This is a genomic window from Lentzea sp. NPDC102401 (assembly GCF_044765805.1).
Lineage (GTDB): Bacteria > Actinomycetota > Actinomycetes > Mycobacteriales > Pseudonocardiaceae > Lentzea > Lentzea sokolovensis.
Map to the genome: position 1 here is coordinate 229129 of NZ_JBIWKS010000002.1, position 19277 is coordinate 248405.

At 69.4% G+C, this 19277-nt stretch carries 20 protein-coding genes; 4 read left to right on the top strand and 16 right to left on the bottom strand.

From position 1 onward, the window contains the following. Position 1: 1 nt before the first annotated feature. Positions 2–1210, bottom strand: coding sequence for a cytochrome P450 (locus tag ACIRG5_RS07030; protein WP_402901410.1), 1209 nt, complete (start codon positions 1208–1210; stop codon positions 2–4). Between the two features lie 74 nt (positions 1211–1284). Between ACIRG5_RS07030 and ACIRG5_RS07035 the strand changes: the two genes are divergently transcribed. Further along, entirely contained in the window at positions 1285–1923 is a 639-nt protein-coding gene (locus ACIRG5_RS07035; RefSeq protein ID WP_402901413.1) for a TetR family transcriptional regulator, read from the top strand. Here ACIRG5_RS07035 and ACIRG5_RS07040 read toward each other — a convergent pair whose 3' ends face one another. Then, positions 1924–2238 (bottom strand): hypothetical protein, encoded by a 315-nt coding sequence (locus ACIRG5_RS07040; protein ID WP_402901416.1) that lies wholly within the window; start codon positions 2236–2238, stop codon positions 1924–1926. Positions 2239–2306: 68 nt separating this feature from the next. Between ACIRG5_RS07040 and ACIRG5_RS07045 the strand changes: the two genes are divergently transcribed. Continuing rightward, positions 2307–3170 carry an aminoglycoside phosphotransferase family protein gene (locus tag ACIRG5_RS07045; RefSeq protein ID WP_402901419.1) on the top strand — a complete coding sequence of 288 codons (864 nt, stop codon included), beginning with the start codon at positions 2307–2309 and terminating at the stop codon, positions 3168–3170. Here the strand turns inward: ACIRG5_RS07045 and ACIRG5_RS07050 are convergent. Further along, on the bottom strand, positions 3160–3612 hold the full coding sequence (locus ACIRG5_RS07050) for an SRPBCC family protein (protein ID WP_402901422.1): 453 nt from the start codon (positions 3610–3612) through the stop codon (positions 3160–3162). The genes ACIRG5_RS07045 and ACIRG5_RS07050 overlap by 11 nt on opposite strands. Before the next feature lie 145 nt (positions 3613–3757). On the opposite strand from ACIRG5_RS07050, the gene ACIRG5_RS07055 reads away from it, so the two are divergent. Continuing rightward, the gene (locus ACIRG5_RS07055) at positions 3758–4939 is read left to right on the top strand and encodes an RNA-guided endonuclease InsQ/TnpB family protein (protein ID WP_402903067.1); all 1182 of its coding nucleotides are present in this window, start codon (positions 3758–3760) and stop codon (positions 4937–4939) included. A gap of 31 nt (positions 4940–4970) precedes the next feature. Here ACIRG5_RS07055 and ACIRG5_RS07060 read toward each other — a convergent pair whose 3' ends face one another. Genes ACIRG5_RS07060 through cysD form a run of 5 tightly spaced genes read right to left on the bottom strand, consistent with a single transcriptional unit; the run spans position 4971 to position 10671 of the window. Beyond that, positions 4971–5750 (bottom strand): SDR family oxidoreductase, encoded by a 780-nt coding sequence (locus ACIRG5_RS07060; protein WP_402901425.1) that lies wholly within the window; start codon positions 5748–5750, stop codon positions 4971–4973. Beyond that, positions 5750–6898 (bottom strand): sulfotransferase family protein, encoded by a 1149-nt coding sequence (locus ACIRG5_RS07065; RefSeq protein ID WP_402901428.1) that lies wholly within the window; start codon positions 6896–6898, stop codon positions 5750–5752. Before ACIRG5_RS07065 ends, ACIRG5_RS07060 begins: the two co-directional genes overlap by 1 nt. Then, positions 6895–7950: a DUF1214 domain-containing protein gene (locus ACIRG5_RS07070; protein ID WP_402901431.1), complete on the bottom strand. Its 1056-nt coding sequence runs from the start codon at positions 7948–7950 to the stop codon at positions 6895–6897. Before ACIRG5_RS07070 ends, ACIRG5_RS07065 begins: the two co-directional genes overlap by 4 nt. Before the next feature lie 58 nt (positions 7951–8008). After that, positions 8009–9784 (bottom strand): adenylyl-sulfate kinase, encoded by a 1776-nt coding sequence (gene cysC / locus ACIRG5_RS07075; protein WP_402901434.1) that lies wholly within the window; start codon positions 9782–9784, stop codon positions 8009–8011. Beyond that, complete coding sequence (gene cysD / locus ACIRG5_RS07080) at positions 9784–10671, bottom strand: sulfate adenylyltransferase subunit CysD (protein ID WP_402901437.1); 888 nt, start codon at positions 10669–10671, stop codon at positions 9784–9786. The genes cysC and cysD overlap by 1 nt, the downstream gene beginning before the upstream one ends. A 73-nt stretch (positions 10672–10744) precedes the next feature. Here cysD and ACIRG5_RS07085 point away from each other — a divergent pair, with 73 nt between their 5' ends. Beyond that, positions 10745–11359, top strand: a complete 615-nt coding sequence (locus ACIRG5_RS07085) for a TetR/AcrR family transcriptional regulator (RefSeq protein ID WP_402901440.1) — start codon at positions 10745–10747, stop codon at positions 11357–11359. Here the strand turns inward: ACIRG5_RS07085 and ACIRG5_RS07090 are convergent. The 8 genes from ACIRG5_RS07090 to ACIRG5_RS07125 form a co-directional block, all read right to left on the bottom strand. After that, on the bottom strand, positions 11346–11879 hold the full coding sequence (locus ACIRG5_RS07090; RefSeq protein ID WP_360030839.1) for a cysteine dioxygenase family protein: 534 nt from the start codon (positions 11877–11879) through the stop codon (positions 11346–11348). The genes ACIRG5_RS07085 and ACIRG5_RS07090 overlap by 14 nt on opposite strands. Positions 11880–11909: 30 nt before the next feature. Next, on the bottom strand, positions 11910–12905 hold the full coding sequence (locus ACIRG5_RS07095) for a YeiH family protein (RefSeq protein WP_402901443.1): 996 nt from the start codon (positions 12903–12905) through the stop codon (positions 11910–11912). A 69-nt stretch (positions 12906–12974) separates the two neighbouring features. Then, entirely contained in the window at positions 12975–13877 is a 903-nt protein-coding gene (locus ACIRG5_RS07100; protein ID WP_319973525.1) for a LysR family transcriptional regulator, read from the bottom strand. 16 nt (positions 13878–13893) lie between these two features. Further along, entirely contained in the window at positions 13894–14535 is a 642-nt protein-coding gene (locus tag ACIRG5_RS07105) for a hypothetical protein (RefSeq protein WP_402901447.1), read from the bottom strand. 68 nt (positions 14536–14603) lie between these two features. Beyond that, positions 14604–16322, bottom strand: coding sequence for a S8 family peptidase (locus ACIRG5_RS07110; protein WP_402901450.1), 1719 nt, complete (start codon positions 16320–16322; stop codon positions 14604–14606). A 143-nt stretch (positions 16323–16465) separates the two neighbouring features. Continuing rightward, entirely contained in the window at positions 16466–17539 is a 1074-nt protein-coding gene (locus tag ACIRG5_RS07115) for an alpha/beta hydrolase (protein ID WP_402901453.1), read from the bottom strand. A 26-nt stretch (positions 17540–17565) separates the two neighbouring features. After that, a complete protein-coding gene (locus ACIRG5_RS07120) occupies positions 17566–17886 on the bottom strand; it encodes a hypothetical protein (RefSeq protein ID WP_402901456.1) in 321 nt (106 codons plus the stop codon). Next, entirely contained in the window at positions 17876–19240 is a 1365-nt protein-coding gene (locus ACIRG5_RS07125; RefSeq protein WP_402901458.1) for a cytochrome P450, read from the bottom strand. Before ACIRG5_RS07125 ends, ACIRG5_RS07120 begins: the two co-directional genes overlap by 11 nt. Positions 19241–19277: the final 37 nt, after the last annotated feature.

Consider the following 19277-nt stretch of genomic DNA (forward strand, 5'->3'; position numbering starts at 1 on the left):
CCTACCTCCAGGTGACGGGCAGCTCGGCGACGCCACCGGTGAGCGTCGCGCGGACCTGCAGCTGGTCGAGGTCCTTGGCGAGCCTCATCGACGGCAGGCGCTTGGCCAGCGCGGCGAACACCACGCGCAGCTCGGTGCGGGCCAGGGAGGCGCCGATGCAGAAGTGGGCGCCGTGGCCGAAGCCGAGGTGTGTCCTTTCCGGACGGTCCGGGTTGAACTCCTCTGCCTCGGAGTACACGGAGGCGTCGCGGTTGGCCGCGTTGATCGAGAGGACCAGCGCGTCACCGGCCTGGATGGTCACGCCCGCGATGTCGACGTCCTCCCGCGCGTACCGCAGCAGGCCCAGGTCGCCGGGCGCGCCGAGGCGCATGACCTCCTCGACCACCGCGTCCACGCGGCCGTCCGGGTCGGCGACGAGCGCGTCCCAGCGCGAGCGGTCGGTGAGCAGGAACAGCACGCCCAGGCCGATGCGGTTGACGGTGGTCTCGTGGCCCGCGAACAACAATCCGACGCAGAGCCGGACCATCTGCACGTAGTCGTACGCCGCGTCCTCGGCCTGGGCGCGCACGAGGTCGGAGATCACGTCCTCGCCCAGTTGCCCGCGCTTGGCCTCGACGAGCCCGACCATGTAGTGGAAGAACTCCTCGCGCGCCTTGTGCGCCTCCTCGCCGATCTCCGTGCCCGCCATGCGTTCGGACAGCGACGCGAACTTCTCGTTGTCCTCCTCCGGCACGCCGAGCAGCCGGCAGATCATGGCCACGGGCAACGGGAACGCGAGGCCGTGGTGCAGATCCACCACGCCGGTCTTCTCGTGCTCGGCGATCAGCTGGTCGATGCAGGCGTCGACCAGCTCTTCCATGTTGTCTCCCAGCATGCGCATCCGCTTGGCGGAGAACGCCGGCGTCAGCAGCCGCCGCATGCGCGTGTGGTCGGCCTCCTCGGTCGCGTACTCGCCGGTCGGGCCGTCCTGGACGGCGGCGGTCGAGATGCGGGAGGCCTTCTCCGGTTCCGGGTGCGAGCGGCCGAAGCGCTTGTCGCCCAGCAGGAGGCGGACCTCCTCGTACCGCGTCACGAGCCAGGCGGGGTCGCCGGCCGGTGTCGTCACGGGCGCGATCGGCGCCTCGCGTCGCAGCACCTCGTAGAGCGGAGCGAGATCGAGGACGTTCGGCCTGGCCAGCGGCAGCTTCAGGCGCTCTGCGTCAATGCTCATGCACCGACCGTAGCGCTTATTGGCAGATGGTGCCAATAAATGTTCCCGGCCGGATGACGTGCTTAAATCGCCCGATGACGGACGTTGCGACAGAAAAGCCTCGCCGGGGCAGGCCACCGGTCAGCGACGAGCAACGTCAACGTCAGCGCCTCGACATCTCGCGCCACGCGGTCAGGTTGTTCGCCGACCAGGGCGTCGCCGCCACCTCGGGCGAGCAGATCGCGCAGGCCGCCGGCGTCTCCGAACGCACGTTCTGGCGCTACTTCCCGCACAAGGAGAGCTGCGTCGAACCGCTGCTCACCAAGATGGTCGACGCCTTCTGCGCGGTGCTGCACGACTGGCCGCGCGAGCTCGAACTGATCGACCACCTGCGCGAGGCCTACAGCCCGCTGCTGGACGCGGCCACCGACGAGGACATCGAGGCGGTGCTCGCCGTCGTGCGGCTGACCCACGGCGAACGTGCGTTGCGCGCCGCCTACCTGATGCTGCGCGAACGAGCCGAGGACGCGCTCGGGGAGGTGCTCGCCCAACGCACGGGACTGGCGCGCGACGCCATCGAGGTCCGCGTGCAGGCCGCCGCCATGAGCGCGGTGCTCAAGATCGCCACGGACGACGTCGCGACGGCCGCGGCCGACGGCGTCACGAGGGAGACGCTGGACGGGCACCGCGAGCAGATCGCCACCGCGCTGCGCGGCCTGTCCCGGATGCTGTAGCTACACCGACAGGTTCGAGAGAGCCCACACGAACACCACGATCAGCGTGATGACGACGACCACGCCGACCGTGCCGGCCAGCGCCATTCCCGTTCCGGCGGAACGCCACGGAGCAGGTGCCGCCATCTTCACGACGAGGCCGGCGAGGGCGGACCCGAGCGCGATCCAGATGAACGAGTAGGCGTATTCGCCACCCTGCCAGCCGAACGACTCCAGGGCGTCGGTCTGGAAGGCGACGACGGTCAGCACCAGAAGCACTGCTGTGGTGGCGAACCCGGCCAGAGCGGCGAGGCGGCCACGGTCGATTTCGGTCACACGTCGAGAGTGCCGACGGTTCTCACGGGGGGCATCGGTACAACTACTCAGCCGGTAGCGTCGGGGCGGTGGAAGATCATGCGGGCATGACGGCGCGGCTGGCCAGGGGGTTCGGGCCGGAGGTCGCCGCCTGGTGCGCGGACGTGCCGGCGCTGGTGGACCGGGTGAGCGCGCGGTGGGGGCTCGTGCCGGGGGAGGCGCTGGAACCCGGTGCCGTGTCGGTGGTGCTGCGGTGCCGGTGGGCCGACGGCACGCCGGCGGTGCTGAAACTCAGTCCGGACACGGAGATGCTGGCCGCGCAGAGCGAGATGCTCGCGCTGTTCGCCTCCTCGGGACGGGTGCCCGAGGTGCTCGCTCGGGAACGGGACGCCGTCGTGCTCGAAGAGGTGCTGCCGGGCACGCTCGCCGAGGACCTGCCGTTCGCCGGCCTGCCCGGCCGGTGGGCCGATCTGCTGGCGGCGTTGCACGGTGTGCCGGCGCGTCCGGTGGGGTCGTTGCGGGGGCGGTGCGAGGAGTCCTTCGCACGGGTCGGGCGGCGGCTGGCCGAACCGGTGATCGGGGCGCGGATCAGCGAAGTCCTGTGGAGCAGGGCGTTCGCGCGGTGCCAGAAGCTGCTCGACACGGAGACGACCACGGTCCTGCTGCACGGCGATCTGCACCTGGGCAACGTGCTCGACGGCGGGGAGCGCGGCCTGATGGCCATCGATCTCAAGGCGTGCCTGGGTGATCCGTGCTTCGACGCGGCCGACCTGGTGGTGGCCGGAGCCGGGAAGGAGGGGGTGCGAGCCCGGTGCGAGGCCGTGGCGGACGCGTGCGGGCTCGACGGAGATCGGCTGTTCGCCTGGAGTCAGGTGATCGCGCCGATGCTCGCCATCGCGCACCTCGCCCACGACGGTGACGAGGCGGCGATCGACGAGCTGCTCACACTCTGAGCAGGGAGACGACCCGGTCGCGCAACGCGTGGGCGACGGAGTCGAAGCCGTTCTGCACATACGTCCGCTGCGCCTCGAAAACCGCGTCGGCGTACCTGCCGGTGAACGTCTCGAAGGTGCGGTAGCTGCACCGCCGCGGCCCGAGCGGCGTGATCAGCTGGTCGCGCGTGCCGAGCAGGCCCGGGAACGTGTCGCCGGTGTCGTAGCGCAGCAGACGCGGTGGCTCGACCTCGCGGATGTACTCGCGGCTGACGAACGTTCCCTCGCCGCCGTCCGGACGTGGCAGCGTGAGGTCGATCGGCGAGTCGATCTCCAGCGTCGTGGCGACCGCCAGCGTGTAGGGATTCCACTGTGGATAGTTCGGGTAGTCGAGCAGCACGTCCCAGACGAAGGAAGCAGGCGCGTCGATCTCGACGACCACGGATTCGATGAGGTGAGTCATCTGAAGTCCTCCAAGGAGGGGGGAATCGGACGCCTGCGGAGCAGGACAGGAACAGCCGTGCCGCCGCCGGGGCGATACGGCGTCCGCGACCCGCGCACACGGGGACACACGACGGCTTGGTATTTTGTGGACTGTGAATCGGCGGGTGAAGCGGGCTTTCCGGTACCGCTTCTATCCGACCGGGGTGCAGGCGGCCGAACTGTCGCGCACGTTCGGATGTGTCCGCAAGGTCTACAACTTGGCGTTGCAAGTCCGCACCGAGGCATGGTCGCAGCGCGGGGAACGGGTCGGTTACGAGGCCACGTCGGCGTTGCTGACCACATGGAAACGTACCGAGGAGCTCGCGTTCCTGGGTGAGGTGTCGTCGGTGCCGTTGCAGCAGGCGTTGCGGCATCTGCAGAGCGGGTTCACGAACTTCTTCGCCAAGCGTGCCCGGCATCCACGGTTCAAGTCGCGGAAGAAGTCCCGCGCCGGCGCCGAGTACACGCGCTCGGCGTTCCGCTGGCGTGACGGCACGCTGATGCTTGCGAAGATGGCCGAGCCGCTGGACATCCGCTGGTCCCGGCCACTGCCCGAGGGTGCGGTTCCCTCGACGGTGACCGTGTCGCGGGACGCGGCCGGGCGCTGGTTCGTGTCCCTGCTGTGTGAGGACCCCGGTGTGATGCCGCTGCCCGCCACCGATGCGGTGGTCGGGATCGATGTCGGGCTTGACCACCTGCTGGTCCTGTCGACCGGGGAGAAGATCGGCAATCCCCGGCACGAGCGCCGCGACCGGACGGTACTGGCCAGGGCGCAGCGCGCCTTGTGCCGCAAGCAGAAGGGCAGCAGCAACCGGGCCAAGGCCCGCGTCAAGGTCGCCCGCGTGCACGCCCGCATCGCCGACCGGCGATCCGACCAACTGCACCAGATCACCACTCGGCTCGTGCGCGATAACCAAACGCTCGTGATCGAGGACCTGGCCGTGTCCAACATGGTCGGTAACCACAGTCTGGCTCGCGCCATCAGTGACGCAGGCTGGCGGCAGTTTCGGCAGCAGTTGGAGTACAAAGCGCGCTGGTACGGGCGGGACGTGATCGCTGTTGATCGCTGGTTCCCGTCGTCCAAGCTGTGCTCGGTCTGCGGTGCACTGGCGGCGGAGATGCCGTTGCATGTGCGGACCTGGACCTGTGGCTGCGGTGCGACCCATGATCGGGACGTGAACGCGGCACGCAACATTCTGGCCGCCGGGCTGGCGGTGTCGGTCTGTGGAGCCGGTGTAAGACCTCAACGGAGTACTCCGAGCGGGCAGCCGGTGACGAAGCAGAAAGTCCTGTGGCGCGAGCTGTAGGAATCTCTCTCGTTTCACGAGAGGGAGGAAGTCAAGCCGGCATGTACTCCCCGCCGTTGACGTCCAGCACTGCGCCGGTGACCTCGGAAGCGTGCCGGGACAACAGGTACAGCACCGCGCCGGCACACGCGTCGTCGGTCGGGATGCGGCCCAGCGGGTTGCGGGCGGCGATCTCGTCGTACACGTCCTGCTCCGAGATCCCGCGCGCCTCGGCGGTGAACTTGAGGTAGAAGCGCACGCCCGGCCCGTCCAGCCAGCCCATCACGGCCTGGTTCGCGCGGATGCCGTGCTCGCCCAGTTCCAGGGCCAGGAACTGGGTCGCGGTCGCCATCGCGGCCTTCGCCACGGCATAGCCGCCCTCGCCGCGCATCGGTTTGCGGGTCGTCATCGTGCCGACGTTGACGATCGAACCGCGCCCGGCGGCCTTCATGTGCGGCACGACCTCGCGGGTCACGTTCAGCGCGCCGAACAGGATGATGTCCATCGACCGGCGAACCGCCTTCTCCGGCGTCTCCAGCAGGTCGAACCAGCCCGGGTGCCCGAACGCCGAGTTGACCAGGCCGGTGATCGTGCCGAACCGCGCCACGGCCGTCTCGACCAACTCCGCCACTTGCTCGGACTTGCGCACGTCGCACTGCACGCCGACGGCCTCGCCACCCGCGGCGATGATGTCCTTCTCCGCCTGCTTCATCACGTCGGCGGAACGGGCGGCCATCACGACCTTCGCGCCCTCGGCGGCGGCGCGGACGGCGAGCTTCGAACCCAGGCCGGGGCCGACGCCGGTGATCACCACCACCTCGTCTCGCAGCATCACAGGTAGACCTCCGAGTAGAAGGCGAAGTCACGGCGCAGCCGGTCCTCGGACAGCCCGAAGTCCTCCGGCGTGTAGGAGTGCGAGCCGTGCCGTTCGGTGCGGTTGCGCGCCAGGTAGGTCTCGAACGCCGCCTCGTCGGCGGGACCGGCCGGCAGGCCGAGCGCGTCCAGCACCTCGCGGGCGACTTCGAGCGGTTTGCTGACGGTGTCGGCGAACCGCACGTCCACGAACCGGTCCGGGCGCGCGGTCCGGGCGGCGGCGAAGTCCTGCAACGTCCTGGCGAATCGACGGGACCAGTACTGTCCAATTCGGACCGGATCGACGTTCTCGCTGTACTGCGAGGACATCGCGCGCACCATCGACGCGTACGACGGCACGGCGCTGACCGGCGAGCGGTGCGTCATCACGATCTTGCAGTCGGCGAACTCGTCCAGCACCGTGTCGACTGCGGTCAGGTGATGCGGCGACTTGAGCACCCAGGGCAGCGAGCGGGAGGTGTTCTGCCACTGCAAGACCTGCAGCCACTCGCGTAGTTCACGATAGGCGGGGCGCTGGTCAGCGGAGCGCAGCCAGTCGCCATAGGAAGGCACCCAGTAGAACGAGTCGAAGCTCATCGACACGAACGTCCGGTCCAGCAGGATCACGTCCTCCTCCGGCCCGTCCCACACGACGGTGTGCAGGTCGCCGAAGTCGGGCGAGAGCTGCGAGAACATCTCCATGCGTTCCTGCGCGCGACGTTTGCGCTGCTCGGCGTCCGGGCCCTCGCCGGGGAACGGCAGCGGGTAGGCGACCTCCCATGAGAGCGTGGACGTGACCTGGGGCGAGGCCGCCAGCAGCCGGTGCAGCAACGTCGAACCGGTGCGCGGCAGGCCGCAGATCTCGGCGGCCACCCGCACTTCGACGTCGAGCACCTCGGGGTTCGACCGTTGCACCGCGCGCAGCCGCAACCGGTCGGACAGCAACGCGGTCAGCCGGTGCCTGGTCAGCTCGAATCCCAACGGGGACAAGGCGGCCTCGGTGTTGAGGCTGCGCACGAGCACGTCCAGCGGCTCGCGGAACCAGTCGTCGCCGAAGTCCGAGAGCCCGGTCTTGGCGGAGGCCTTCTCCAGCAACTCAGGCACGTTCAGCGCGGTCGTGACCGTCATCGAACCTCCTCCAGGGGCACCACGCGGCACTTCGGGATCGGGTGGGCGCTCGCGCCGAGCCAGCGCAGCAACGCGGTGCCGGAACTGTGGCCGCAGGTGTCGATCCAGTTGCCCACACCGGGATCCTCAGCGGCGACCACGATCGTCAACCGCCCGTCGGACACCGTCGCCGTGTGCTTGTTGACGGTGATCTTGCGGCGATGGTCGAGCGACTCCATCCACCAGTTGTCGAGCTGGAAGTTCCAGTACGGGCAGTCCGGCACGTCGGTCTCGATCACCCACGCCTCGCCGGGCTCGAGCACCCAGTACCCGTGCAGGTAGAAGATCTCCGGATCGCCGCCGGCCCGCTGGAACATCTCCTGGCCGAAGTCGGGCAGTTCGTTGGGACGTGCCATGAACGTGCGCGTCCAGTGCGCGAACGTCGCCGCGGTGCCGTGCACGGACAAAGCCGCTCGCTGCAACGCTTTCGCCAGGAACTCGGGCGTCAGCGCGGCCGGTTCGGCGGGGCCGCCGACCTGTTCGACGTGCCACTGACCGGGAACCTCGGAGCCCCGGTCGAGGTACGTCTGACGCACCACCAGACCGGTGGAGTCGGGAGCGAGCGGCAGCCAGTTCCCGTCCTGGGGAGCAGCGCTCGCGATGATCTCCACCGTGCCGTCGGGCGCGATCGTCAGGTCCGCGTCGGAGAGTTCGCCGGTCGACGCCATCGTGCCGTCCTTGGCGTACCGGTTGGCCTTCGACCCGATGCTGAAGTACGCGATGGTGCCGCGGGTCCCGGTGATCCGGTACGTGCGGTCGCCGCGGACGTTCGCGGACAGGTAGACGTTGTCCGGGTTGTCCGCGCCGATCTTCACGAGATCGAGCTCGTGGAAGCGCGGGAAGTCGGGATCGGCGTTGTCCAGGCAGGAGTACAGCATCTCGCGCGTGAGCCGGGCGAGGTACCGGTAGCCCTCCGCCCGGTCGAGCGGAGTGTCCGGCGCCTGGTCGGAGAGGACCACCTCACCGGCCTTCTCCAGCGCCCGGCAGAACTGGGACCACGCCTGATCCGGCACGACTTCCTCCAGAATTTAGAACGTGTTCTAGCTGAACGTACACGATTTTGGACAACGTTCAACAGACGCCGAGCGTGCGAAGCCCTGCCACCACGGCGTCAGCCGCCGCCTGCGGGCTCAACGTCGTCGTGTCGAGCCGGATCTCGGGTTCCAGCGGCGGTTCGTAGGGGGAGTCGATGCCGGTGAAGTTCGCCAGCTCACCCCGCCTCGCCTTGCGGTAGAGGCCTTTCGGGTCGCGCTGCTCCGCCACGGCCAGGGGCGTGTCGACGAAGACCTCGCAGAACTCGTCCTCGCCGACGAGGTCCCGTGCCAGCGCCCGCTCGGCCTGGAAGGGCGAGATGAACGAGACCAGCACGATCAGGCCCGCGTCGACCATCAGCGCGGCGACCTCGGCGATCCGCCGGATGTTCTCGACGCGGTCGGCGTCGGTGAACCCGAGGTCGGAGTTGAGGCCGTGCCGGACGTTGTCGCCGTCGAGCAGGAACGTGTGCCTGCCCTCGGCGTGCAGCGTCTTCTCGACCAGGTCCGCGATCGTGGACTTGCCCGCGCCGGACAGGCCGGTCAGCCACACCACGCACGGCCGGTGCCCGTTGCGCGCGATCCGGGCCCGCTTGTCGACGGTGAGCGTCTGCCAGCGCACGTTCGACGGGCTCAGCGCGAAGTCGATCATCCCGGCGCCGACGGTGGCGTTGGACAGCCGGTCGAGCACGACGAACGAGCCGAGATCGCGGTTCACCCGATAACTCTCGAACGGCACGGGCGCGTCGAAGTGCACGGTGTCGACGCCGATCTCGTTGAGTCCCAACGCCTTGGTCGCGGTGAACCCGACCGTGCGCGCGCCGATCTTCGCCAGGTACTGCCGGCCGGGCAGCAACCCGTCCTCGTGCAGCCACACCAGCCGCGCCTGGAACGAGTCCGCGACACCCGGCGGATCCTGCGCGGCGCCCAGTACGTCGCCCCGGCTCGCATCCACGTCGTCCGCGAGCACGACGGTGACCGACGCTCCGGTCGGCGCCTCGTCCAGGTCGCCGTCCATCGTGACGATCCGGGCCACGGTGGTGGTCCGGTTGCCGAGGCGAACCGTCTCGTCCCGCCGCACCGTCCCGCCCAGCACCCGCCCGGACAGCCCGCGGAACGTCGCGTCCGGCCGGTTGACCCACTGCACGAGGAACCGGGACGGACCGGCTCGCCTCGCCCGGGGTTCGACCGTTTCCAGCCACTGCAGCAGGGTCGGCCCGTCGTACCAGGGCGTCAGTTCGCTGCGCCCGACCACGTTGACGCCCTCGGTCGCCGACATCGGCACGCAGGTGATCCCGTCGAAGTCCAGTTCCCCGGACAACTCCGCGAACGACGCGCTGACCTCGTCGAACACCTCCTGCGAGTACCCGAGGAGATCGAGCTTGTTCACGGCCACCACGACGTGCCGAACTCCGAGCAACGAAGCGATGCGCGCGTGCCGGCGCGTCTGACCGAGCACGCCCTTGCGCGCGTCGAGCAGGATCACCGCGGCATCGGCGGTGGACGCGCCGGTGACCATGTTGCGGGTGTACTGCTCGTGCCCCGGGGTGTCCGCGACGATGAACCGCCGCGCCTCGGTCGCGAAGAACCGGTAGGCGACGTCGATCGTGATGCCCTGCTCGCGTTCCGCCGCCAGTCCGTCCACCAGCAGTGCGAAGTCCAGTTCGCCGCCGCGCGTGCCGACGCGTTTCGAGTCCGCCTCCAAGGCCGCGAGGTGGTCGGCGTAGAGCAGCTTCGACTCGTAGAGCAGGCGCCCGATCAGCGTGCTCTTCCCGTCGTCCACGCTGCCGCAGGTGATGAACCGCAGAAGCTCCATCAGAAGTACCCCTCCCGCTTCTTGCGCTCCATCGACCCGCTCTGGTCGTGGTCGATCACGCGTCCCTGCCGCTCCGACGTCGTCGCGGTCCGCATCTCCTCGACGATCTCCGCGACCGTGCGGGCCTCGCTGCGCACCGCGCCCGTCAGCGGATAGCAGCCCAGCGTCCGGAACCGGACGAGTTCGTGGCGTGGTCGCGAGGTCAGCGGCATCCGGTCGTCGTCGACCATGATCAGCGCGCCGTCGCGGTCGACCACGGGCCGCCGCGCCGCGAAGTACAACGGCACCACGGGAATCCGTTCGCGTTCGACGTAGCGCCACACGTCGAGCTCGGTCCAGTTCGACAGCGGGAACACCCTGATGCTCTCGCCGGGCGCGACCCGCGTGTTGTAGAGCCGCCACAGCTCTGGCCGCTGGTTCTTCGGATCCCACTGGTGCTGCGCGGTGCGGAACGAGAACACTCTTTCCTTGGCGCGCGAGGCTTCCTCGTCGCGCCGGGCGCCACCGAACGCCACGTCGAACCGGTGCTCGTCCAGCGCCTGTCGCAGCCCCTGGGTCTTCCACAGGTCGGTGTGCCGCGCGGAACCGTGGTCGAACGGGTTGATGCCCGCGGCCACGCAGTCCGGGTTGCGGTGCACGATCAGCTCCAGGCCCAGCTCGGCGACCGTGGCGTCCCGGAACTCGATCATCTCCCGGAACTTCCACGTGGTGTCGACGTGCAGCAACGGGAACGGCGGCCTGGACGGGTAGAAGGCCTTGCGTGCCAGGTGAAGCAGCACCGAGCTGTCCTTGCCGATCGAGTACAGCAGCACCGGCCGCTCACTCTCCGCCACGGCCTCGCGGAAGATGTCGATGCTGTCGGCTTCCAACTGGTCGAGGTGGTCCACGCCCCGAGAGTAGCGACCAAACCGAACAACGTTCAATATGCTTCTGAACGTTGTTCAAAGTAAGCTCCGGATCGTGAGCACCGAGCAAACGGCCTGGGGTGACGCGGAGGGCAGGCGGCGCGACATCCTGTCGTCCGCCGAGCTGATCCTCGAGGAGCAGGGCTACGCGGGCCTGACCATGCGCGCTATCGCGGTCGGCGCCGGCGTCAGCTCCGGCACCGTCTACCAGTACTTCTCCGGCAAGGAGGACGTCTTCGCGGCGCTGATGGAACGCCGCCTGGACGACCTGCAGCGCACCCTCGCTCAAGTGGACCGCGGTCTCGGCATCGCGGGCGTGCTCAAGGAGATCGAGCCCCAGATCACCGAGCTGTGGCGGCGCTTCGGCCGTTCGGCGGCGCAGTGGGAGGCCAAGGTGCTCTCCGGCGGCCGCAGGGGCAAGGAGGTCGCCGGATCGGCCCAGGACTACCGCAAGACGCTCAAAGCACTCGCGAAGGCGTTGAACGAGACCGCGGAAGCGTGCGGCCAGCAGCTGATCGACGACCCAGCGTTGCCGCACTGGGTCTGGGACTCGCTGATCGGCCTCGCCGACGACCTGCTGCTGCAGGGCGCGCGGATCAACCGGGTCAAGCCGGCTCAGCTGATCGAGTTCGCCACCGGTGCGATCGAGCGGGGCGTCATCGCCCGCTGACGAGCTGGTCGTAGCGCCGCCGGATGCTCGTGCCCAGGATGCTGACGTCGGCCCCGTAGACGTGGATCGAGATCGCCACGGAGCTGGAGTTGTTGCACACCTTGTGGATGTCGCCCGGTGGCACCAGGTAGGACGCCACGCCTTCCGGGGTCTTGTTGACGCGCAACGGAATCAGTCGATCCCCGCGCAGCCGGTAGGTGGTCTCCTCCTCTTCGCCGACGTAGGTGCCGACCACGCACCACGAGACGTGGTCGTGGATGCACGTTTCCTGGCCCGGCAACCAGACCAGCGCGACGACGGAGAAGGTCCCGTCCGGTTCGACGTGCAGGACGTGCTGGCGGTACGCGTTCGGGTCGGGTTCCCGTTGTGCCGCGCTGAGCAGGAACGGGTCGGTGAGGTGGCCTTCGAGCGTCCTGGACACCCGTGCGGCGACGGCCGCGTCGTCACCACCGCCGGCGATCGCGGCCCGGAGCGAGCCCACCAGAAGCGTGGCCGTGGGGGAGAGCAGGCTGTGCGTCATGAGCGGGTCCTCCTTCGAGGAACGGGGAGATCAGCCGATCAGCACCGTGCCCGTCAGCACGAGGACGACGATCACCGTGGTCGAGAGCAGGCCCAGCAGCAGCACCGCCGGGCCGGAGCGGATCAGGGAACGCAGGCGCACCGCCGTGCCCAGGGCGAACATGCCCGCGGCCAGCAGCACGTTGTCCACGAACGTCGCCGCCGACAGCACGACGTCCGGCAGCAGACCGGTCGCCCGCACCGCCGCCATGGCGAGGAATCCGAGCACGAACAACGGCACGATCGGCGGACGCTGCCCGGATGTCGGGTACTTGAGACGCTCGGCGAAGCTCACGGCGGCGAGCATCGGCGCCAGCAGCACGACTCGCGTCAGCTTCACCGCGACGGCGATCGCCAGCGCACCGGTGACGGGGCCGGCGGCGGCGACTACCTGCGCGACCTCGTGCACGCTGCCGCCCGCCCACACCCCGTACTGCGCGGGCGTGAGGCCGGTGAGCGGGAACAACGCGGGCAGGCTGAACATCGCGACGGTGCCGAAGAGCGTGACCAGGCCGAGCGCCTTCGCGACGTCGTCCTCGTCCTGCTCGCGCACGCTGTTCATCGCGGCGACCGCGGAGGCGCCGCAGATCGAGAACCCGGTCGCGATCAGCAACGACAGGCTCTCGCTCACCCCGAGCACCCGGCCGAGCCACCGCGTCACGACGAACGTGACGACCACGGCGACGACCGCGAGCAGCAGGATCTCGTACCCGAGTTTCAGCACGTCCTGGAAGACCAGCTTGAGCCCGAGCAGCACGACACCCAGGCGCAGCAGACGGCGTCCGGCGAGCTTCACACCCGGCGTGACCGACCGCGGCAGCGTCACGACGTTGGCCACGACGGCACCGAGCAGCACCGCGACGGTGAGCGCGCTGATCGAGGGCTGCAGCCAGGACACGACCATCGCGACCGCGACACCGCCCGCGACCAGGGCCAGGCCGGGCAGCACCGAGTCGGTCGTGCGCGGAGTGGTCCTGACGATGCCCATACCGCCAACCATGACCAGTGCGAGCTATGCGCAGTAGATGGCCATTTGTTGGGGGCGTATAAGGCGCGCTTATGCCTTCGCCGACGCGGAGATCAACGCGTCCACCGTCGCGCGCATGATCGGCAGTGTGATCAGGTCCGGCCACGTGTAGAGCGAGGTGAGCCGTTGCGCCGCCGAGGCCACCTCGACCACGGTCAGACCGGGGTGCTTCAGGAACGACAACAGCAGCCTCGGCACCAGTGCGACGCCCAGACCTGCGGTGACGAGACTCTGGATGGCCAGGTTGTCGTCCGTCGAGCAGGTGATGTCCGGGACGAACCCGGCCGCCCCGCACGCCAGGTGCAACGCGCGCTGACACCGCACACAACCGGCGATCCAGCGTTCCTCAGCCGCCTCGGACAGCGACACGCGCTCACGACCGGCGAGCCGGTGGCCGGAGGGGACCAGCAACGCGAGCGGTTCGCGCAGCAACGGCACGCTCAGCATGCCGTTGACCGTGGCCTCGTCCTGCGGTTCGTCCAGGTAGCTGAAGCTCAGCACCACGTCGACCTCCCCGCGCCGCAGCAGCGCGAACGAGTCCGGCGGTTCCTCCTCGACGAGCTCGAGCCGCAGTTGAGGCCGTTCCTCGGCCAGGATCGCCGCCGCCGCGGGTACCAGGGAGACGTTGGCGCTGGGGAACGCGCAGATCCGGATCGTGCCGATGTCGTGCGTCGCGATCGCACTGACCTGCTGGTGCGTCGTCGCCAGCTGGTCGAGCAGGTCCGACCCGCGTTCGGCCAGGATCCGGCCGGCCTCGGTGAGGTGCAGCCCGCGACCCGTCCGCACGAACAGCGGCCCGCCCACCTGCCGTTCCAGCGCCCGCATCTGCTGGCTGACGGCGGGCTGGGTGCAGTGCAGCAGTCGCGCGGCGGCGCTGAACGAGCCGGTTCGCGCTACCGTCGCGAAGACCTCGAGCTGGCGGGTGTCGAACATCCCCGCACTGTAAGGCTCATTTGCCGGTTATCAGGGAGTCCAGCGTCGCGCCGTTGTGCTCACCGCAGTGGCGGCGGGACGCGTCTAGCGTCATCGGTTTCTCCGCCTCGTCGGGTCTGCCGACCTGCCCGAAGAGCCGTCTGAGCAGTTCGATCTGCTCGTCCAGGCCTGCCCGAAGGAAGTCCCCGCAGCTCGACTGGACGGTGAGCCGGTTGTCCGACGGCATCAGGTCCACCGGCCCGAGGACGAACAGCAGGGCGATGACGATCGCGAGCCCGAACCCGATGACCGCGCCGCTGGTGGAGCTCTTGCGCGGTGCCAGCCAGATCTCGGCCTGCTCCACGAACGGCTCGGCGGGCGACAGCTCGGTGTCGATCCAGAACTCGACGCTGTCGCCGCCGGTCACGTCGAACTGGACGTGACCGGCGGCGAGCATGATGCGCACTATCTGGCCGCGCTCGTAGGAACCCGTCCAGAACGGCTCGGGCCGCACGAGCACCAGCCGGTCGGGCAGCAGGAACACGACGTCGCGCTCACCCCTGGCGAGCCGTTCGGTCTGACCGGGGCCCACGATCGTGCCGGCCAGCCTGGCCATCACGAGGGCGTGTTCGTGCTCGTCGAGGGCCTCGGCGGCCGACGACCACAGATCGGGTTCCACGTCACTGCTATCGCTGCAGGCAGGGACGTTAGTTAGCCGTGGCCGCCGAGGTTCCTCCGAATGCCGTTCTAGAAAGTCAGCTTCCAGGAGTTGATGTAGCCGGTGTCCTGCGCCGCGACGTCCTTGACCTGAAGCTTCCAGGTGCCGTTCGCGACCTCGCTCGACGCGTTGACCGTGTAGGTCGCCACGACGTTGTCGGCACTGTCGTTGCTGCTCGAAGCCTTGAGCCGGTACGCCGTGCCGTCCGGGGCGATCAGGTCGATGACCAGGTCGCCTCGGTAGGTGTGCACGATGTTGACGTCGACCTTCAGCGTCGCCGGCGCGTTGCCGGTGACGCCCGAGACCGTGATGGGGCTGGTCACGGCCGCGCCGGCGTCCGGGATGGCCACGTCGGCGGTGTTCTCGAACGAGTTGCCGGGAGGAGTGCCGGTGTCGACCGCGGCGAACGCGTCGGCGCGGCCCTCACCGAAGAAGTTGTTCTTCGCCGTGGTGCCGCTGCACCGGCTGTCGGTGCAGCTCAGGTCGTCCGCCTGGGTCGCGAGCAGGGTGCGCAGCTGGGCCGGGGTGGCGGTGGGGTTGGTGGACTTGAGCAGCGCGGCGACGCCCGCGACGTGCGGGGAGGCCATCGACGTGCCGGACTTGGAGCCGTAGCCGCCGCCGGGGACCGTGGAGTAGACGCTGTCACCGGGCGCCGCGACGTGGATCTTGTCGGTGCCGAAGTTCGAGAACGACGACTTGGCGTTGCCCGAGGTGATCGACGCGACGCTGACGACGCCGGAGACCTCGGTCGGGACGCTCAGGCAGGCGTTGGTGACGGTGCGCGTCGCCGGGGTGGAGTCGTTGGGGCTGGTCGTGTCACGGGACTTGCTCGCGAGGTTGTAGTTCTCGTTGCCCGCCGCGGCGACGCTGAGCACGCCCTTGCCCTCGGCGTAGGCCACCGCGCGCTTCACGCCTTCGAGGATCGCGTCCTGGTCGGCGTTGTCCGGGCAGTTGAACAGCCACGGGTCGGTGTAGTAGCTGTTGTTGGTCACCTCGAAGCCGCGGTCACCGGAGAAGACCATGGCGCAGATGGTGTTCTCGGGGAAGAACAGCCCGCTCGGCTTCTCGGCGATGCGCACCGAGGCGATCTTCACGCCGGGGGCGACACCGATCACGCCACGCCCGTTCTTGGCCGCCGCGATCGTGCCCGCCACGTGCGTGCCGTGCGTGTCGGTGTCACGCCACGAACCCGTACGCGTGTCGAGCTTGCCGTAGGCGCACGAGCCGGAGTTGGCGGCGTCGAAGTTGTCCTTGAGGTCGTCGTGCAGGTCGTCGACACCCGTGTCGAGCACACCGACCGTGACGCTGGACGACCCCGTGTTCTTCGCCCACGCCTTGTCGGCGCCGATCTGTGCCATGTCCGAACGCACCGGCTCAGTCGTCGACGGGGCGGTCTGCGACTTCGCGGCGGGAATCGGCGGGTTCGCCGCCTCGGCGGGGATGTCACTGGTGCGCGTGGCACCGACCTTCTGCACTCCGCTGATGGTGCGCATCTTGGTGGCGAAGTCAGCGGCACCGGAGTGCGCGACGATGACACCGATGGCGTCGTAGCTCGTCCACACCGTGCCACCGTTGCTGCTCACAGCCGTCGCGGCACCGGCGGTGGCACCGGGCGCCGTGATGACGAGATAAGCACGCGTACCTGCGGCGGGTGCCGCCGCGGCGGGGGTGGCCGCCGTCAGCACACCGGCGCCCACGGCCGCGGCGATGACCGCGGTCCGCAGGCGTGATCGTGAACCCAGGAACACGATTCCTCCAACTCCTAAGCGGGCGTCGCCCGCGCACATCGCGCGGGTGCAGGGGCCCGTCAGACTCATTAGAGGAGGCAGGACGGCATTCGGGACGCGCGATTTCAGAAATGCCCCGTTCGGCTCACTACGAACGTCGCACGTCAGGCGTGGCGCGTGAACAACCCGACGAAGTGGTTCATGTCGGCCTGCACGCACGCTTCGTCGGCGTGCTTGCCCGTGCAGCCCGGCGCCCACCCGCTGCCGTCGCCGTAGTCGGAGAAGTGGAACGGGATGTTCTCGGCCCGGAGGTTCGCCGCCGTCACCAGCGCCGTCTCCCTCGCCCGGTGCTCGAACACGGCCTGGATCGGGTTGACCGTCAGATCACCTCCGTTGCCCGTGTACAGCGCCACCCCCACGCTCCGCAGGCTTCCGACGTGGTGTGCCGGGCTCTGCGCGTTCCAGACGCCGTCGAACGGCCAGACCGGCGGCCCGAAGACCGCGTCGACGTTCACGGTCGGCGTGCCACTGGCCGGGCTGACCAACGTGGCCGTGATCGCCGCGCGCAGCTCGGAGTTCCGCAGGTCGAGCCCGCCGGAGAAGCTGCCGGCGTAGCCGAACAGGTCGGGCCGGTGCTCGGCGTAGTGCAGCGCCCCGAACCCGCCCATCGAGTGCCCGACGATCGCCCTGCCCGCTTTGGTGGCGTTCGTGCGCAGGTTGGCGTCGACGAACGGGATCACCTGATCCAGGTGGAACGTCTCCCAGTTCTGCGGCCCCGCGGCGCCGGGGTTGACCCAGTTCGAGTACCAGCCGCGACCGCTCCCGTTGGGCTGCACGGTGATCAGGTCCTTGCCGGCCGTCGCCTTCTCGACGACCCGCTGGTTCCAGGCGGCGTCGGGGCGGTCCGGGTGGCCGTGCAGGTAGTACTGGACCGGGTAGCTCTTGGTCGTGTCGGCGTAGTCGTCCGGCAGGGTGACGACGATGGCGTGCCTGCCGGGTTCCTGGCCTTCGAGCAGCGTCGGCGTCGGCACCTGGTTCGTGGACACGCTGAAGAGGAACGTGCGGTGGTTCTCGTCGACCCAGCGCGGCTGGCTCGTGACGGTGAGGCCGAAGCCGTCGGCGAGGTGTGGCGGCGTCTCGTCGGCCTTCGCGGCAGGACTGGACAGCGTGCTCGCCGCGGTGAGCGCGGCGATCAGGCACGCCCCGCGTTTGTACGCGGTGCGGAATCGGACGGACATGGAGTTCCCCCTCGCATGATCGAGTGCTACGCCTCGATCATGCTGTTCGGGCAGGTGGGGGACCAGGCCAGGGGACCGGCCATTGCTGGCCGGTCGCTGCGGAGCGGCACGGCAGGCCTCCAGAGCGCGAGGTCGAGGCCCAGCAACGCGGTGAGCCACGCGCCGTTCTGGATCGCGCCGACGCCCGCCGCCCGCTTCGCGCACTCGTAACGGGACAGTTCCGGTCGTGCCGCGCGGATCAGCCGTGCCTCCCTTGCCACGGCGCGCATGCTCACACCGCTGATGCCGTGCCGGGACGACAGGGTCAGGACGGCGTCGAGGATGCGTCCGGCCGAATCAGTGCTCACCCACCGAGCTCAGAACGGTGGGCAGGCGTTCGAAGCCGCGCAGGATGCGGGTCGGGCGGCGGCGCGCGCCGGGCAGCGGGGCGAGGTCCGGGAAGCGGTCGAAGATCGTGCGCAGGCCGATCTCGCCCTCCATGCGCGCGAGCTGGGCGCCGAGGCAGTAGTGGCGGCCGGCGCCGAACGACACGTGGTCGCGGGCGTTCGGGCGGGCGACGTCGAACGCCGCCGGGTTCGCGAAGACGGACGGGTCGCGGTTGGCTCCGGCGAGCACGGTCGTCACGAGCTGGCCTCGGCGCACGGGGATGCCGGCGATCGTCGTGTCGCGGGCGCACATGCGGCCGGTCAGCAGCACCGGCGGGTCGTGGCGCAGGACCTCGTCCACGGCGTTGCCCCACAGCTCCGGGTTTGAGCGAAGCATCTCGAGTTGCGCGGGATGCTTGGTGAGCAACGAGATTCCGTTGCCGAGGAGGTTCACGGTGGTCTCGAAACCGGCGGCCAGCACGAGGCCCGCGGTCGCCTTCAGCTCGCGTTCGGTGAGGCCCTCGCCGTCCTCGCGGGCGGTGATCAGGCGGCTGAGCAGGTTGTCGCCGGGGTTGGCGCGCAGGGCGTCGAGGTGACGGGAGAGCCAGGCGTCGAACGTGTTCAGGCCGGTCTCGACGGTGCGGAACACCCGCCATGACAGGCCGAGGTCCAGACTCGGCGCCGCGGCCGCGCCCAGAGCGAGGACGGTCGCGCGTTCCTGGGGTGGCACGCCGAGGATCTCGCTGATCACGGTGACCGGCAGCAGGCCGCAGTAGGCCTCGATCAGGTCCACCGGGTCGGCCGGGTCGAGGTCGTCGAGCAGGTCGTCGGCGATCTGCTGGGTGCGGACGCGCAGCTGTTCGACGGCGCGGGCGGTGAAGACGCGGGTGACGAGCTTGCGGTAGCGGGTGTGCGCGGGTGGTTCGACGGCCAGCAGCGACGGCGGCTGGACGGGGTGCATCACCTCGGTGGCGGACCACGCGGCGAGCTTGCCGAGGATTCCGGCGCCGAAGCGCGGGCGGGCCGTCACGAACGCGTCGTCGGACAGGATCGCCTTGACGACCTCGTGCCGTGTGGTGGTGTGGCCGATCTTCGTGGCGGCGAGCGGGCCCTGGGCGCGGATCTCGTCGAACAGGGCCGTCAGGTCGGCGCCGGTGGAGGCCTCGACGGTGATGCGGCCCTGCAGGTCGCCGCGGCGGGCGGCCAGGCGCAGCACGGCACGCGGCAGTGCGTGGCCGATGCTCCAGCGCACCGCGGGTTTGACGTGCTCCTCAGCCAGGCTCGTCACGGTTCGCAGCGTGCCCAGTACGCCGCTGTGAGTCAAGGTCTCGGCCATCCGGCGGAACCCGGGGTCCACTTGGGACGACGCGCTA

Coding starts and splice junctions, on each gene's coding strand:
- ACIRG5_RS07030 (WP_402901410.1), bottom strand. CDS start 1,210: ATGAGCATTGACGCAGAGCGCCTGAAGCTGCCGCTGGCCAGGCCGAAC.
- ACIRG5_RS07035 (WP_402901413.1), top strand. CDS start 1,285: ATGACGGACGTTGCGACAGAAAAGCCTCGCCGGGGCAGGCCACCGGTC.
- ACIRG5_RS07050 (WP_402901422.1), bottom strand. CDS start 3,612: ATGACTCACCTCATCGAATCCGTGGTCGTCGAGATCGACGCGCCTGCT.
- ACIRG5_RS07060 (WP_402901425.1), bottom strand. CDS start 5,750: ATGCTGCGAGACGAGGTGGTGGTGATCACCGGCGTCGGCCCCGGCCTG.
- ACIRG5_RS07065 (WP_402901428.1), bottom strand. CDS start 6,898: ATGACGGTCACGACCGCGCTGAACGTGCCTGAGTTGCTGGAGAAGGCC.
- cysC (WP_402901434.1), bottom strand. CDS start 9,784: ATGGAGCTTCTGCGGTTCATCACCTGCGGCAGCGTGGACGACGGGAAG.
- ACIRG5_RS07090 (WP_360030839.1), bottom strand. CDS start 11,879: ATGACGCACAGCCTGCTCTCCCCCACGGCCACGCTTCTGGTGGGCTCG.
- ACIRG5_RS07095 (WP_402901443.1), bottom strand. CDS start 12,905: ATGGGCATCGTCAGGACCACTCCGCGCACGACCGACTCGGTGCTGCCC.
- ACIRG5_RS07100 (WP_319973525.1), bottom strand. CDS start 13,877: ATGTTCGACACCCGCCAGCTCGAGGTCTTCGCGACGGTAGCGCGAACC.
- ACIRG5_RS07115 (WP_402901453.1), bottom strand. CDS start 17,539: ATGTCCGTCCGATTCCGCACCGCGTACAAACGCGGGGCGTGCCTGATC.
- ACIRG5_RS07125 (WP_402901458.1), bottom strand. CDS start 19,240: ATGGCCGAGACCTTGACTCACAGCGGCGTACTGGGCACGCTGCGAACC.